Raw genomic sequence first — 13,760 nt, 5'->3', positions numbered from 1 at the left:
CGTCAGCGTGGCGGCCCTGCCCGGCCAGTGCCGTCATAGCCAGCTGGGTCCACGACGCGACAATCGCGTCATGTTGGCGCTGGTGTGGTTTCCGATCTGCGTGATCGACGCCGAAATCGCCCGATCCGCCGTTTGTCCCCGCAAAAGCGCGAATGCCGCAGCCTCAGCCGCTGCTGCGGCCGCCACAGGCTTTTCTTGCACCATTTGGAGCGATTCAAGCGGGGAGACATCCCAGAGCCCCATCATTCCAGCAACGCGCATCGAAATCACCGCTTGGGCCTCAAAGCCGATCCGCGCGGCCTCGAAGCCGATGCGCATAAAAGACAGGGGATCCATATAAACTCCTTAAACCAGACATCGCTGCAAAGCGACGTCAGGTCGTCAGGATCGCAGGTACAGGTTGAGATAATGCACTCTTCTTCACCGTCGAGCACAGAAAAATCAGATTTTCGCGAGGTGAGCATTCGTGAAGCCCTGTAATTGCTCTGACGCACAGACTTTCCGCCTTGCCTTCACGGCACTGTGACCCATCCTTTTAACGTCACTCGCGTATTGACATGACAAGGACGTGAACCAAATGGTTCAGAAATCGCGCGCAGCTCGGCCGGCGGGGTCGTATTTGCGTGCAAACAGGGATTTTGACGGGACAGCCAAATGATCAAACGCCTCCTCATCGCCCTCGTCGCGCTCATCCTCGTGGTGGGTGGCGTCGTCGGCTACAATCTTTTCCGCTCGAAGATGATCGCGCAGTTCTTCGCAAACATGACACAGCCCCCCGTGGCGGTTTCGGTCAGCGAAGTGAAGCCGATCACCTGGCAGCCGGGCCTCGAGGCGATCGGCACCGCCGCCGCCGTGCGCGGCACCGAACTGGCCGTCGAAATGGGCGGCACCGTGCAGGAGATCCATTTCAAGGCGAATGACAAGGTCGAGAAGGGCCAGGTCCTCATGCAGATCGACGACAGCTCCGAGCGCGCCGACCTGGCCTCGGCCAAGGCCGCTCAGGACCTCGCCGAGACCAATCTCAAGCGCGCGCGCCAGCTTGCCGACCGGGGCGTGTCCGCCACGTCCAATCTCGATCAGGCTGAGGCCAGCGCGCAGGAAGCGCGCGCAAGCGTCGCGAAGCTGCAGGCCGTGCTCGAGAAGAAGCGCCTGACCGCGCCCTTCGCAGGCATCATCGGCATCCCACAGGTGGAGGTCGGTCAGTATGTCGGCACCGGCACCACCTATGCGACGCTGCAGGATCGTGACCATATGCGCGTCGATTTCACCCTGTCCGAACAGCAGGCGCGGCACGCCGAAGCGGGCCAGACCGTCAAGGTGAAGACCGAGGACGGCTCGGTCGATCTGGAAGGCAAGATCACCGGCATCGAACCCAAGATAGACCCGAATTCGCGGCTCGTGACCCTGCGCGCCGAAGTCCCCAATGGCGAAGGGAAGCTGACGCCCGGCCAGTTCGTCCATGTCACGGTCGTGCTGCCCTCCGAGGACAACGTGATCGCGCTGCCGCAAACGGTGGTGAGCTCCAACCTCTACGGCGACTCGGTCTTCGTGGTGCGCAAGCAAACGCCCGAGGGCGCGGATCAGCCGCAACTGGTGGCCAAGCAGGTCTTCATCACGCTCGGCCGCCGCTCGGGCACGCTCGTCGAAGTGACGAAGGGGCTGAAGGCAGGCGACATGGTCGTCAACGCGGGTCAGAACAAGCTGAACTCCGGCGCGACGGTGAGCATCGACAACGCGATTTCGCCCGACCCCGACGCGCCTTCCACCGAAGAGGTGATGAAAGCCTTCGGCATGGAGGGCAACGCGCAGGCAAGCTCCGACGCGACGTCGGGCGCTTCCGCGGATAGCGCTTCGGACGCCGCCTCTGACGAGGCATCGGACACGACGTCGGACACGACCTCAGACGGCGCGAAGGCGCAGTAAGGCCAAGCCCATGAACATCTCCGAGATCTTCATCCGCCGCCCCGTCCTGTCGATGGTGCTGGGCGCGTTCATGCTCCTGCTGGGCGCGCAGGCGTATTTCAACCTGCCCGTCCGCCAATATCCGGAAGTCGAGGAAACGGTGGTCACGATCACCACCGCCTATCCCGGCGCCTCGCCCGAACTGATTCAGGGCTTCATCACCTCGCCGCTGGCCGCCGCCGTGGCGACCACTGAGAACGTCGATTACGTCACCACCCAGTCGCGGCCCTCGGCCTCGGTCATTTCGGTCCACATGAAGCTCGGGTCGAACTCCGACGCGGCGATGACCGAGGTGCTCTCGAAGGTGCAGCAGGTCAAAGGCCAGCTGCCCTCCGCGGCGAAGGACCCGGTGATCCAGAAGGGCACCGGCCAGACCTTCGCGCTGATGTATCTCGCGGCGCTCAATCCCAACATGACGCCCGAGCAGCTGACCGAATATCTGCGCCGGGTGATCCGTCCGCGCATGTCCACGATTCCGGGCGTGGCTCAGACCCAGATCATCGGCGCCTCCGATTACGCGATGCGGGTCTGGATCGATCCGGACAAGCTCGCCGCGCGCGGCGTCACGGCATCGGAAGTCGTGGGCGCGATTCAGGCGTCGAACTTCCTCTCGGCCCCGGGCAAGACGAAGAACGAATACGTCGCCCAGTCGATCACGCTGCAATCCACGCTGCAGACACCCGAAGCCTTCGGCAAGCTGCCGATCTCGGGCAAAGGCGACGACGTGGTGCGGCTGCGCGATGTCGCGAAGATCGAACTCGCCAAGGCCTCCGAGAACGAGATCGTCACTTTCGAGGGCAAGGAGGGCACGTTCCTCGGCGTCTACCCGACGCCCGCCGCCAACCCGCTCGACACGGCGGCGGCGGTGCGCAAGGCGCTGCCCGACATCAACGCCTCGCTCCCCGAAGGGATGAAAATCCAACTGGTCTACGACTCGACCGAGACGATCTCGGCCTCGATCCACGAGGTGTTCAAGACCATCGGTGAAGCGGTCGCAATCGTGACCGTGGTTATCCTGCTGTTCCTCGGCTCGCTGCGCTCGGTGGCGATGCCGATCGTGACCATTCCGCTCTCGCTGATCGGGGTGCTCGCGGTGCTCTTGGCGCTGGGTTACTCGATCAACCTTCTCACACTGCTGGCAATGGTGCTGGCGATCGGCCTCGTGGTCGATGACGCGATCGTGGTGGTGGAGAATATCCACCGACATATCGAAGAGGGGATGAAACCGATCCCGGCGGCCGTTCAGGGCATGAAGGAGATCACCGGGCCGGTCATCGCGATGACGATCACGCTGGCCGCGGTGCTCGCGCCTCTGGGCTTTACCGGCGGGCTGACGGGGCAGTTGTTCCGGGAATTCGCCTTCGCACTGGCGGGGTCGGTGATCCTGTCGGGGATCATCGCACTGACGATTACGCCGATGATGTCGGGCCGCCTGCTGAGACATGGCGAGTCCAAGGGCTTCCAGGCCTTCGTCGACCGCAATTTCGACCGGCTCTCGGGCTGGTACGGGCGGCGCGTCGATGGCTCGCTCGATCTGCGGGGGATCACCCTTCTCATCGTCGCCTCGCTCGTGGGCGTGACCGGGTTCATGCTGATGAACACCAATTCCGAGCTTGCCCCGGATGAGGATAACGGTGCGCTCTTCGCGATCCTGAACGGGCCGCGCTACGCGACCAGCGAGTACACCCAGAAATATATAGACCAGGTCGGGCGCGAAACGGCCGATATTCCCGAAGTGCGCACCGATTTCTCGATCGCGGGCTTCGGCGGGGACAGCTCTCAGGGCATCTATATCTGGGCACTGAAAGACTGGGCGGACCGCAACCGTAGCCAGAAGGAAATCCAGCAGGAGATTCAGGGCGATCTCGGCAAATCGACCGGGTTGAAAGGCTTTGCCTTCGCGCCGCCGTCGCTGCCGGGCACTGGGGGCGGCCTGCCGATCTCGGTGGTGATCCAGTCGATCCACTCCGCGAAACGGGTCGCCGAGGTGGCCGAGGAGATCAAGAACAAGGCGCAGGCTTCGGGCAAGTTCATCGTCGTGCAGAACTCGCTCAACTTCGACAGCCCGCAGGTCAATGTCACGATCGACCGCGACCGGGCGGCGGCGCTGAACGTGCTGGTCTCTGATATCGGCTCGACCTTGGGCTTGCTGGTGGGCGAGGCGTCGGTGGCGCAGTTTGACCGCGACTCCAACAGCTACGACATCATCCCGCAGGTGCCGCAGGAGTTCCGCGCGAACCCCGAAGAGCTGGGCCGCTACTTCGTGCGCTCCTCCTCGGGGGCGATGATCCCTCTGTCGTCGCTCGTGAAGATCGACACCGGAGTGAACGCGTCTTCGATCGAACAGTTCGACCAGTTGAACGCGGCCACGATCACGGCGCTGCCGCTTCCCGGTGGGTCCACCGGCGAGGGCGTGCAGACCATCGTCGACATCGCCAAGCAGGTGATGCCCGAAGGCTTCTACGTGAACTATTCGGGCCAGTCGCGGATCGAGACGCAGCAGGGTAACACCATCCTGATCGCCTTCGCGGCGGCCGTGCTGGTGATCTACCTCGTGCTCGCCGCGCAGTTCGAGAGCTTCCGCGACCCCTTCATCATCATGATGACGGTGCCGCTGACGATCTTCGGGGCGGTGCTGCCGCTGAACCTTGGGTTGGGCACGCTCAACATCTATTCCGAGGTGGGGCTGATCACGCTGGTTGGTCTAATCACGAAGCACGGGATCCTGATGGTCGAATTCGCCAATCAGCAGCGCGAGCAATCGGGCCTCACCCGCCGGCAGGCCATCGTGAAGGCCGCGCAGACCCGTCTGCGTCCGATCCTGATGACCACCGCCGCAATGGCGCTGGCCGTCGTGCCGCTGATCCTCGCGCAAGGCGCGGGTGCAGAGGCGCGCAAGGCGATGGGCCTCGTGATCTTCTCGGGGATCCTGATCGGGACGATGTTCACGCTGTTCGTGGTGCCGATGTTCTACACGTTCATCGCGCCCTCGGATAAATCCTTCAAGGAAGAGGAAGCGAAGCGTCTGGCCGCAGGCTGACGCATGAAAACAAGGCTGGGGGCTTCGCGCCCCCAGACCCCCGCGGGATATTTGGGCCAAGGCGAAGTGTCAGAGCTTCGCCTTGGCCCAATTCATTTTGATCGTGAATTTCGGAGGAAAGAGGGGCAACGCACCTGCCCCGCTCAGAGATGCGCGAGGTAGCTCGTCACGGCGGGGCGCACGCTGGATTGGCCAGCGTTGCGCGCCTGTTGGATCACCTGCCGCAGCTCGCCCAGATCGGCGCGGCGGATCAGGTGTTTGACCGGGCCGATCGACGCGGGCCGCATCGAGAGCGTGCGGATACCGAGCGCCGCGAAGGTCAGCGACTCGATCGGGCGGCCCGCATCCTCGCCGCAGAAGCTGAGATGGGTGTCCGAAACGGCGCAGCGCGCGATGATCCGTTCGAGGAAGTTCAGGAACGACCCGTCGAGCGTATCGTAGCGGCGGCGCACCCGTTCATTCTCGCGGTCGGCGGCGAAGAAGAACTGCTTCAGGTCGTTGCCGCCGATCGAGATGAAATCGCAATCGCGGTAGAAGCTGTCGGGGGCGAAACCGAGGCTCGGGGTTTCCAGCATCGCCCCGATGCGCAGCTCCTCGGGCACGGTGCGGCCCAGCTGCGCCTCGCGGTCGCGCACCCGCAGCAGCGTGTCGCGCGCGGCGTAGAATTCCTCGGGCAGCGCGATGAAGGGGAACATGATTGAGGTCGGGCGACCGTCGGCGGCGCGCAGCAGCGCCTGCAGCTGCATCCGCAGGATCCCCGGCTTGTCGAGCCCCACCCGCAGCGCGCGCCAGCCCATCGCGGGGTTCGGCTCGTCCTGCGGCTTCATGTAGGGCACGACCTTGTCGGAGCCGATATCGAGCGTGCGGAAATTCACCCGCTTGCCGTCGGCGGCATCCATCACCCGCTTGTAGAGCTGCACCAGCTCGTTGCGGCGCGGCACCTTGGTGCGGGTCAGGAATTGCAGCTCGGTGCGGAACAGGCCCACACCATCAGCGCCGGAGCCCTTCAGCGAAGGCAGATCCGCCATCAGCCCCGCATTCATCATCAGCGAGACGGTCTGGCCCGATTTGTCTATCGCGGGCTGGTCGCGCAACGAGGCGTAGCGTTTCTGCGCCTCCGCCTGCATCGCGATCTTGTCGCGGAAGGCGTGCGCGACGCTTTCCTCGGGGCGCAGATGCACCACGCCCTGATCGCCGTCGACGAGGATCGGGTCGCCGTTCAGCGCCTCCGCCGTGATCCGGCCCGCATGGATCACCAGCGGGATCGAGAGCGCGCGGGTGACAATCGCGGCATGCGAGCCGACGGAGCCTTCCTCCAGCACCACACCCTTGAGCTTGCGGTCATAGTCGAGCAGTTCCGCCGGGCCGATATTGCGCGCCACCAGCACCGGGTTCTCCGGCATCTCGGCCCCGGTATCGCTGCCCTGCCCCGTCAGCTGCCGCAGCAAGCGGTTCGACAGGTCATCGAGATCGTTGAGCCGTTCGCGCAGGTAGGGATCGGGCGCCTTGCGCATCCGGTCGCGCGCCGCGTTCTGTTCTTTCTCGACTGCGGCTTCGGCAGAAAGACCTGCGGTGATGTCTTCAAGCATCCGCCGCTTCCAGCCCTTGGAGGCCGCGAGCATCTTGAAGGTCTCCAGCACCTGCCGCTGATCCTTGTCGATCAGGGTCGGGCTGGCCAGCATCTCGTCGATCTTGCCGCGCAGTTCGGTGATCGCCTCTTCGAGGCGCGCAGCCTCGGCCTCGGGGTCTTCGGCCACCGGGTTCGTCACGACGACGCGCGGCTCGTGCAGCCAGACGCGGCCCTCGGCGGCGCCCTCCTGACCCGTCGCACCGCGGAACATGACCGGGAAGCGATGCGTCGCGCCGATCTCGGAATTCTCGCCTCCTGTGAAGGCGCCCAGCTCGGTCATCTCCGCCAGCACCATCGCGACGACCTCGAGCCCGTAAAGCTCGTCATCCGAGAAGCTGCGCTCGTCCTTCGACTGCACGACCAGAACGCCCAGCTTCTCGCCCACCCGCTGGATCGGCACGCCGACGAAGCTGGAATAGATCTCTTCGCCCGTCTCCGGCATGTAGCGGAAGCCCGGCTCGGAGGGCGCATCGGCAGAGTTGATCGGACGGCCCGACCGCGCCACGCGGCCCACGAGACCCTCGCCCAGCCGCATCCGCGTGTGGTGGACAGCCTCTGCCTTCAGGCCTTCGGTTGCGCAAAGCTCGAGCGTTTCGGGATCGCGGAACAGGTAGATCGAGCACACTTCGGTGCCCATCGAATCCGCAATGATCTGCGTGATGTGATTGAGCCGGTCCTGCCCGTCGCCCTCCGTGGCCAGCGTATCGCGCAGGCGTCGCAACAGCGTGCGACTATCACTTTCGCTCAGTTCCACCATCCGCGCAGGTTGCCCCTGTTGCTGCGGCCCTTCGGGTTACTCAGGCCTTGTCGAGTTCGAAGGCATCATGCAGGGCCTGAACCGCCAGTTCCAGATATTTGCGGTCGACCAGCACCGAAATCTTGATTTCCGACGTAGCGATAACCTTGATGTTGACGTTTTCAGCGGCCAGCGCCTTGAACATCTTCGCCGCGACCCCCGCGTGGGAGCGCATACCGATGCCCACGACGGAAATCTTTGCCACGTCTTCGTCGGCGACCAGTTCGTCGAATTTGATCAGCCCGGCGTCGCGGGCGTCTTCCATCGCCTTGCGGGCGCGGGCGACCTGATTGACCGGGCAGGAGAAGGTCATGTCGGTGACCTTGACCTCGTGTTCGGCCTGACGCTCGGAGATGTTCTGGACGATCATGTCGACATTCACCCCCGCATCCGCGAGCGGCCCGAAGATCGCGCTGGCGATACCGGGGCGGTCTTCGACCGTCACGAGGGTCATTTTCGCTTCGTCGCGGGAAAAGGCGACGCCGGAGACAACTTTCGATTCCATGATTTTATCCTCGTCGCAGACCAGAGTGCCCGAATTCTCCGTGGTTTCCTCGAAGGAGCTTAACACGCGCAGCGGCACCTTGTAGCGCATCGCGAGCTCGACCGAGCGGGTTTGCAGAACCTTCGCCCCGAGGCTCGCGAGTTCCAGCATCTCCTCGAAGGCGATGCGGTCGAGCTTGCGCGCCTTGGAGGAGACGCGCGGGTCGGTGGTGTAGATGCCGTCGACATCGGTGTAGATGTCGCAACGCTCCGCGCCGAAGGCGGCGGCGAAAGCCACGGCGGTCGTGTCCGAGCCGCCCCGGCCGAGCGTGGTGATCCGGTTTTCCGGCGAAAGCCCCTGGAAGCCCGCGATCACCGCAACCTTGAAGCCTTCGGAGAATTTCTGGTCGAGATTTTCGCGCGGGATCGACACGAAGCGCGCTGCGCCATGCGCCGAGGTCGTGTTGATCGGCACCTGCCAGCCCTGCCAGCTGCGCGCGGAGACACCCATCTCCTGCAGGCGCAGCGACATCAGACCGGCCGTGATATTCTCGCCCGAGGCGACCACGGCGTCATATTCGCGCGCGTCATAGAGCGGCGAGGTCGTCTCGACCCAGTTGACGAGTTCATTGGTCTTGCCCGACATCGCCGAGACAATCACGATGACATCGTAACCGCGTTCGACTTCGCGCTTCACCTTTTCGGCGGCGTTGGCGATCCGGTCGAGATCGGCGACGGAAGTGCCGCCGAATTTCATCACCAGAATGGGCATGGAAATCCCCCTTGGGCAGAGTCGGGCCTCTGCTAGCTCAAGCCGTTGGGCCGCGCAAGAGATTTGGCGTTTCGAGGGTCTCAGATCGGCGCTGGGGCGCTGCCCCTCTTCGCTATTGCGAATTCACCCCGGGATATTTGGAAAGAGCGAAAATGGTCAGTTCGTCTTGCGAGTCGACAGGAAGGGCAGCGGCAGGACCGGCAGCCCGTCCTCGAGCATCTTGCGTGCCTCTTCGGGCTTCGCCTCGCCGTGGATCGCACGTTTCTTGGCGGTGCCTTCGTGCATGGCGCGCGCTTCGGTGGCGAAGTTCATGCCGACGTAATCGGAATTCTTCTCGATCTCGCGACGCATCGCGGCGAGGGCCTGTTCGGCCTCGGATTGCGGCTGCGAAAGGGGGCGTTCGGCGGCGGGCTCGCCCGTCTTGCGCGTCTGTGCGACAGGCGGCGCCATCAGCGATTTCTCGACCTTTTTCGAACCGCAGATCGCACATTCCAGCTGGCCTGCGGATTTGAGCGCCTCGAACCCGGAGGCCGAGGGGAACCAACTGTCGAAGCGGTGCTCATTCTCGCATTGCAGCGTATAACGGATCATGTCTGCATCTCCCGGATGCATATGGAAATAAGCGTTTCGCGCCGCGATGCAAGCGCGTCGCAGTGGCTCAGAGCCGTGCGAGGAGCGCCTTTGCAAGGCTTTCGACATCGGCTGGCGGGCCAAGAGCTTCCAGTGCGGCGCGCGCCATTTCGGCCTGCGCGTCGGCGTCAATCGTGGTGAAAGCGGTCGCAAGATCGGCTTCGGTTTCGCAAAGCCGCGCCCCGCCTGCCGCATCGAGCGCGGCAAAGGCCTCGGCGAAATTCGCGACATCGGGACCGTGCAGCAAAGCGCAGCCGAAGCCTGCGGGCTCATAGGGGGTATGGCCGCCCTTTTCGACGAGTGAGCCGCCCACGAAACACAGGCCTGCGCTGGCATACCAGCGACCCATCTCGCCCAGCGTATCGGCCAGATAGACCTCCGCCGTCGGAAGCTCGTCCTTCGAGCGGGAGGTATGGCGCAGCCCGGCCTTGGCGATCAGCGCCGCGATTTCAGGCGCACGGCGCGGATGGCGCGGGGCGAGGATCAGGCGCAGGCCGGCGCGGCGCGCGCGCGCCTTCGCGAAGGCGGCAAGGATCGGCGCGTCTTCCCCCTCATGGGTCGAGGCGGCCAACACCGTATCGCTGCGCGGCCAGTCGAGCGGCGTGCCGGGCGCGACGGTGATCGCCGTCTTGAGATTGGCGGGCGGCAAAAGTCGGTCGCGCGGCAGACCAAGGTCGAGGAACCGCGCCTCGGATCCCGCATCCTGCGCCGAGAGTGCGGTGATCTGGGCGATCATCGGCTGCGCCATCCCGATTTTCGCCCAGCGCGCCGCAGAGCGGGCCGACATCCGCGCCCCGATCACGAAGATCGATCGCTTCGCATCGGCCATCAGCGCCATGCGGTTCGGCCAAAGCTCATTCTCGATCACGACCAGCGCGCGGGGATCGTGTCGCGACAGAAACCGCCGCAGCACGGCGCGATGATCGAGCGGGGCCATGCGGATCGCGATGCGCGGATCGGCCCAGCCCTGTCCCAGCTCGCGCGCCGTCACCGTGTTCACCGTCACCAACAGCTGCGACGCGGGATCTGCCGCGAGCAGCGCATCGATCAAAGGCTTGGCGGAGGTCAGCTCTCCGTTCGAAGCCGCATGCAGCCACAGACGGCGCGGCGCGGCCTCCCCGCCGCCCAATCGCTCCACCAAAGCGGCCCGGCTTTCCCGCCCGCGCAGCACACGCCAGAGCAGCGCCGCCAGAACAGGCAGGCTCGCGATACTGACGAGAAGGCGGTAAAGGACCATGAAAGGCTCCGGCGAGATTTGCGCCATAGAACGGATCACCCCCCTCACAGGCAAGCCCCTCCTTGCGTTTTCGCAAAGCGACTTTGCGCGAATGAACGGTCCATGGCCTTGTTTCCCGGGCGGCAGCTTGCGAAAGTCTTGCCCGGAGGCGCAGTTCGGGAGGGGCTTATGGAGCAATACGATTATATCGTGGTCGGCGGCGGCAGCGCAGGCTGCGTTCTGGCGAACCGCCTGTCGGAGGATCCGAAGAACAAGGTGCTGCTGCTCGAAGCAGGCGGGCGCGACAATTACCACTGGGTGCATATCCCGGTGGGCTATCTGTACTGCATCGGCAATCCGCGCACCGATTGGGGCTATAAGTCGAAAGCCGATGCCGGGCTGAACGGGCGCGAGTTGCTCTATCCCCGCGGGCGTATCCTTGGCGGCTGCTCCTCGATCAACGGCATGATCTACATGCGCGGTCAGGCGCGCGATTACGATATGTGGGCGCAGTCGGGCAATCCCGGCTGGAGCTGGGACGACGTGCTGCCGCTGTTCAAGAAGCAGGAAGATTTCTATCGCGGCGAGAGCGACCTGCACGGCGCGGGCGGCGAATTGCGGGTGGAGGAAGCCCGCGTGCGCTGGGAGATTCTCGACACCTTCCTCGAGGCTGCCGAAGAGGCCGGCTTCCCGCGCACCGACGATTTCAACACCGGCACCAACGAGGGCGGCGGTTATTTCCACGTCACGCAGAAAGCCGGCTGGCGCTGGAGCGCGGTGAAAGCCTTCCTGAGACCCGCGATGAAACGCCCCAACCTGCGGATCGAGACCAATGCGCAGGTCGAGAAGCTCCTGATCGAGGAGGGCCGCGTCGTCGGCATCCGCTACAATCAGAACGGCCAGAGCCATGACGTGAAGGCGGGCGAAACCGTCCTCTCCGCCGGTTCGGTCGGCTCGGTGCAGATCCTCGAGCTGTCGGGGATCGGGCGCGGTGACGTGCTGTCCGAGCATGGGATCACCCCGGTGGCCGAGGTCGATGGCGTGGGCGAGAACCTGCAGGACCACCTGCAACTGCGCCTCATCTACAAGGTCTCGGGCGTCAAAAGCCTCAACACCATGTCCTCAACCCTCTGGGGCAAGGCGAAGATCGGCATGGAATATGCGCTGTTCCGCTCGGGTCCGATGTCGATGTCGCCCTCGCAAGCTGGCATCTTCACGCGCAGCTTCCCCGAGAAGGAAACGCCCGATCTGGAATATCACGTCCAGCCTGTGAGCCTCGACAAGTTCGGCGATGCGGTCCACCCGTTCCCCGGCATGACGGCGAGCGTGTGCAACCTGCGCCCCGAAAGCCGCGGCCATGTGCATATCACCTCACCCGATTTCCGCGCCCATCCCGAGATTGCGCCGAATTACCTCTCGACCGAGGGCGACCGCCGCGTCGCCGCCGAAGCGATCCGGCAGGTCCGCCGCGTCGCCTCGCAACCCGCTTTCGCGAAATACAAACCCGAGGAATACAAACCCGGCCCGGACTATCAGACCGAGGCGGATCTCGTGAAAGCGGCGGGCGATATCGGCACCACGATCTTCCACCCCGTCGGCACCTGCCGGATGGGCTCCGATGACGGCGCGGTGGTGGACTCGCGGCTGCGGTTGAAAGCGCTGAAAGGACTGCGCATCGCGGATGCCTCGGTGATGCCGACGATCACCTCGGGCAACACCAACGCGCCGACGATGATGATCGCCGAGAAGGCGGCGCAGATGATCCTCGAAGACGCGAAGGGCTGAGGGTTCGGAGGGGGCGCTGCCACGCTCCTTCGGAGCCCCCCGGGATATTTTCGCCAAGAGGAAGAACGGCTTTCCTTCCTCTTGGTCTAAATATGCCCGCCGGAGGCATCCGACATTGGCCAGAGGCGCGACGCTTCGATCACTTGGCGATGCGGGCCACCAACTCCTCGCGCAGAACGCCCTCATCGGTGCCGGTGTCGCGCGCAAGGCGCTTGAGGCCGAAATGGACGCGAGCGATTTCCTGATAATAGCTGGTGAAGGCGTAGTTGACGGCCGCGCCTGCGACTGCGCCAAGAACCGGGGCCGCCTGAGCCGCAAGCTTCTGGCCCAGCACGATCGACAGGCGCGGCGCGACCTTGGCGATCAGCGATTTCAGGCTCGGCCCGGTGATGGTGGCGCGCGCGGCAAGGAAGCTCAGATCCATCCCATCATCGTCCTCGAGCGGCCCGGCAGAGGCGAAGACCCGCAGGCATTCCAGCCGCACTTCCTCGGACGCCGGGTCGAAGCCGTGCTCGGCGGCGATGCCTTGGATCGCGCGCAGCAGCATGGTGACCGTGAAAGGCAATTCCGCGAGCGAACTGCCCAGGCCCCCGACACCGCCCGCAGCCCCCATCGCGGTGGTCAGCGTGCGGTTCATCCAGTCGGGCCGGTCCGAGACGATCCCGCGCGAGCGCTCAGCCGCGGTCATCGCGCCTGACAACGCGCGTTCCGTCGCCCCGTCGAGCCCATTGCGGACCGGGGTGGGCAATTTGCCCAAGAGCCCCTCGGCAGAGCCTCCGATATAGCCGATCACCTGCATCACCACGCCGCCCGCCGCGCGGTGACGTTTCGCGAGCGAGTCGAGCTGACCCAGAATCGCCGGGTCGCTCACGGGGGGAAGAATATCTGCCATCATCGCCTCCTTGCCTTTCCCTGATATGGGGCGGCGGAGGCACTTCGACAATCAGTCGTCTTTCTCTACCTGACCGCGCACGCCCTCCCAGGCACCGGGCACCAGTTCGAGCCCCAGAACGCGGTCGGGGTTGGTGGGCGGCGGCATCTCGACATCGTCGAGCTTTGCAAATCCAAAGCGCTGGTAATAGGGCGCGTCGCCCACCAGCAGCACCCGCTCCCAGCCCAGATCGGCGGCGCGCGAGAGGCTTTCATGCATCAGGATTCCGCCCAGACCTTCGCCCTGCCGCGTCGGGTGGACCGCGATCGGCCCCAGCAGCAGCACGCGCTTGCCGCCCACCCTGACCGGCCAGAAGCGGATCACGGCCGCGAGGATGCCGTCCTGGCGCAGCGTGAGGCAAAGCGGGCGCACCGGATCGACCCCGTCACGCAGCCGGTAGGAGGACAGCGCCGTGCGACCCGGCGCGAAGCAGAGGTCATAGAGCGCCTCGACTTCCCACCAGTCTTCCGCCGTCTCTTGTTCGAGCTGATACATACGCCCGCCGCCCCTTTCAG

Annotated in this window: 10 protein-coding genes; 3 read left to right on the top strand and 7 right to left on the bottom strand. The window is 64.7% G+C overall.

What is annotated here, in order from left to right; translation table 11 throughout:
- Positions 1-33: 33 nt before the first annotated feature.
- The gene (locus F8R15_RS15150) at positions 34-336 is read right to left on the bottom strand and encodes an antibiotic ABC transporter (RefSeq protein WP_152845144.1); all 303 of its coding nucleotides are present in this window, start codon (positions 334-336) and stop codon (positions 34-36) included.
- A 318-nt stretch (positions 337-654) separates the two neighbouring features.
- Here F8R15_RS15150 and F8R15_RS15145 point away from each other — a divergent pair, with 318 nt between their 5' ends.
- Together F8R15_RS15145 and F8R15_RS15140 are read left to right on the top strand one after the other, a co-directional pair.
- Positions 655-1,923, top strand: a complete 1,269-nt coding sequence (locus tag F8R15_RS15145) for an efflux RND transporter periplasmic adaptor subunit (RefSeq protein WP_078545280.1) — start codon at positions 655-657, stop codon at positions 1,921-1,923.
- 10 nt (positions 1,924-1,933) lie between these two features.
- Positions 1,934-5,002, top strand: a complete 3,069-nt coding sequence (locus F8R15_RS15140) for an efflux RND transporter permease subunit (RefSeq protein WP_152845143.1) — start codon at positions 1,934-1,936, stop codon at positions 5,000-5,002.
- A gap of 143 nt (positions 5,003-5,145) precedes the next feature.
- Here F8R15_RS15140 and ptsP read toward each other — a convergent pair whose 3' ends face one another.
- From ptsP to F8R15_RS15120, 4 genes are all read right to left on the bottom strand, one after another.
- The gene (gene ptsP / locus F8R15_RS15135; protein ID WP_152845142.1) at positions 5,146-7,389 is read right to left on the bottom strand and encodes a phosphoenolpyruvate--protein phosphotransferase; all 2,244 of its coding nucleotides are present in this window, start codon (positions 7,387-7,389) and stop codon (positions 5,146-5,148) included.
- Positions 7,390-7,429: 40 nt separating this feature from the next.
- A complete protein-coding gene (locus F8R15_RS15130; RefSeq protein ID WP_078521836.1) occupies positions 7,430-8,683 on the bottom strand; it encodes an aspartate kinase in 1,254 nt (417 codons plus the stop codon).
- Positions 8,684-8,839: 156 nt separating this feature from the next.
- Positions 8,840-9,274 (bottom strand): DUF1178 family protein, encoded by a 435-nt coding sequence (locus F8R15_RS15125; protein WP_078545274.1) that lies wholly within the window; start codon positions 9,272-9,274, stop codon positions 8,840-8,842.
- A gap of 67 nt (positions 9,275-9,341) precedes the next feature.
- On the bottom strand, positions 9,342-10,550 hold the full coding sequence (locus tag F8R15_RS15120; protein WP_172976239.1) for a 3-deoxy-D-manno-octulosonic acid transferase: 1,209 nt from the start codon (positions 10,548-10,550) through the stop codon (positions 9,342-9,344).
- A 168-nt stretch (positions 10,551-10,718) separates the two neighbouring features.
- On the opposite strand from F8R15_RS15120, the gene F8R15_RS15115 reads away from it, so the two are divergent.
- On the top strand, positions 10,719-12,314 hold the full coding sequence (locus F8R15_RS15115) for a GMC family oxidoreductase (RefSeq protein ID WP_152845140.1): 1,596 nt from the start codon (positions 10,719-10,721) through the stop codon (positions 12,312-12,314).
- A 139-nt stretch (positions 12,315-12,453) separates the two neighbouring features.
- Here F8R15_RS15115 and F8R15_RS15110 read toward each other — a convergent pair whose 3' ends face one another.
- On the bottom strand, positions 12,454-13,209 hold the full coding sequence (locus F8R15_RS15110; protein ID WP_078545270.1) for an EcsC family protein: 756 nt from the start codon (positions 13,207-13,209) through the stop codon (positions 12,454-12,456).
- A gap of 48 nt (positions 13,210-13,257) precedes the next feature.
- On the bottom strand, positions 13,258-13,740 hold the full coding sequence (locus F8R15_RS15105) for a GNAT family N-acetyltransferase (RefSeq protein WP_078540219.1): 483 nt from the start codon (positions 13,738-13,740) through the stop codon (positions 13,258-13,260).
- Positions 13,741-13,760: the final 20 nt, after the last annotated feature.

This window comes from Thioclava sp. JE_KL1 (assembly GCF_009296265.1).
Lineage (GTDB): Bacteria > Pseudomonadota > Alphaproteobacteria > Rhodobacterales > Rhodobacteraceae > Thioclava.
The sequence above is the reverse complement of the archived record's forward strand: the minus strand, read 5'-3'. Positions and strand labels throughout refer to the sequence as shown.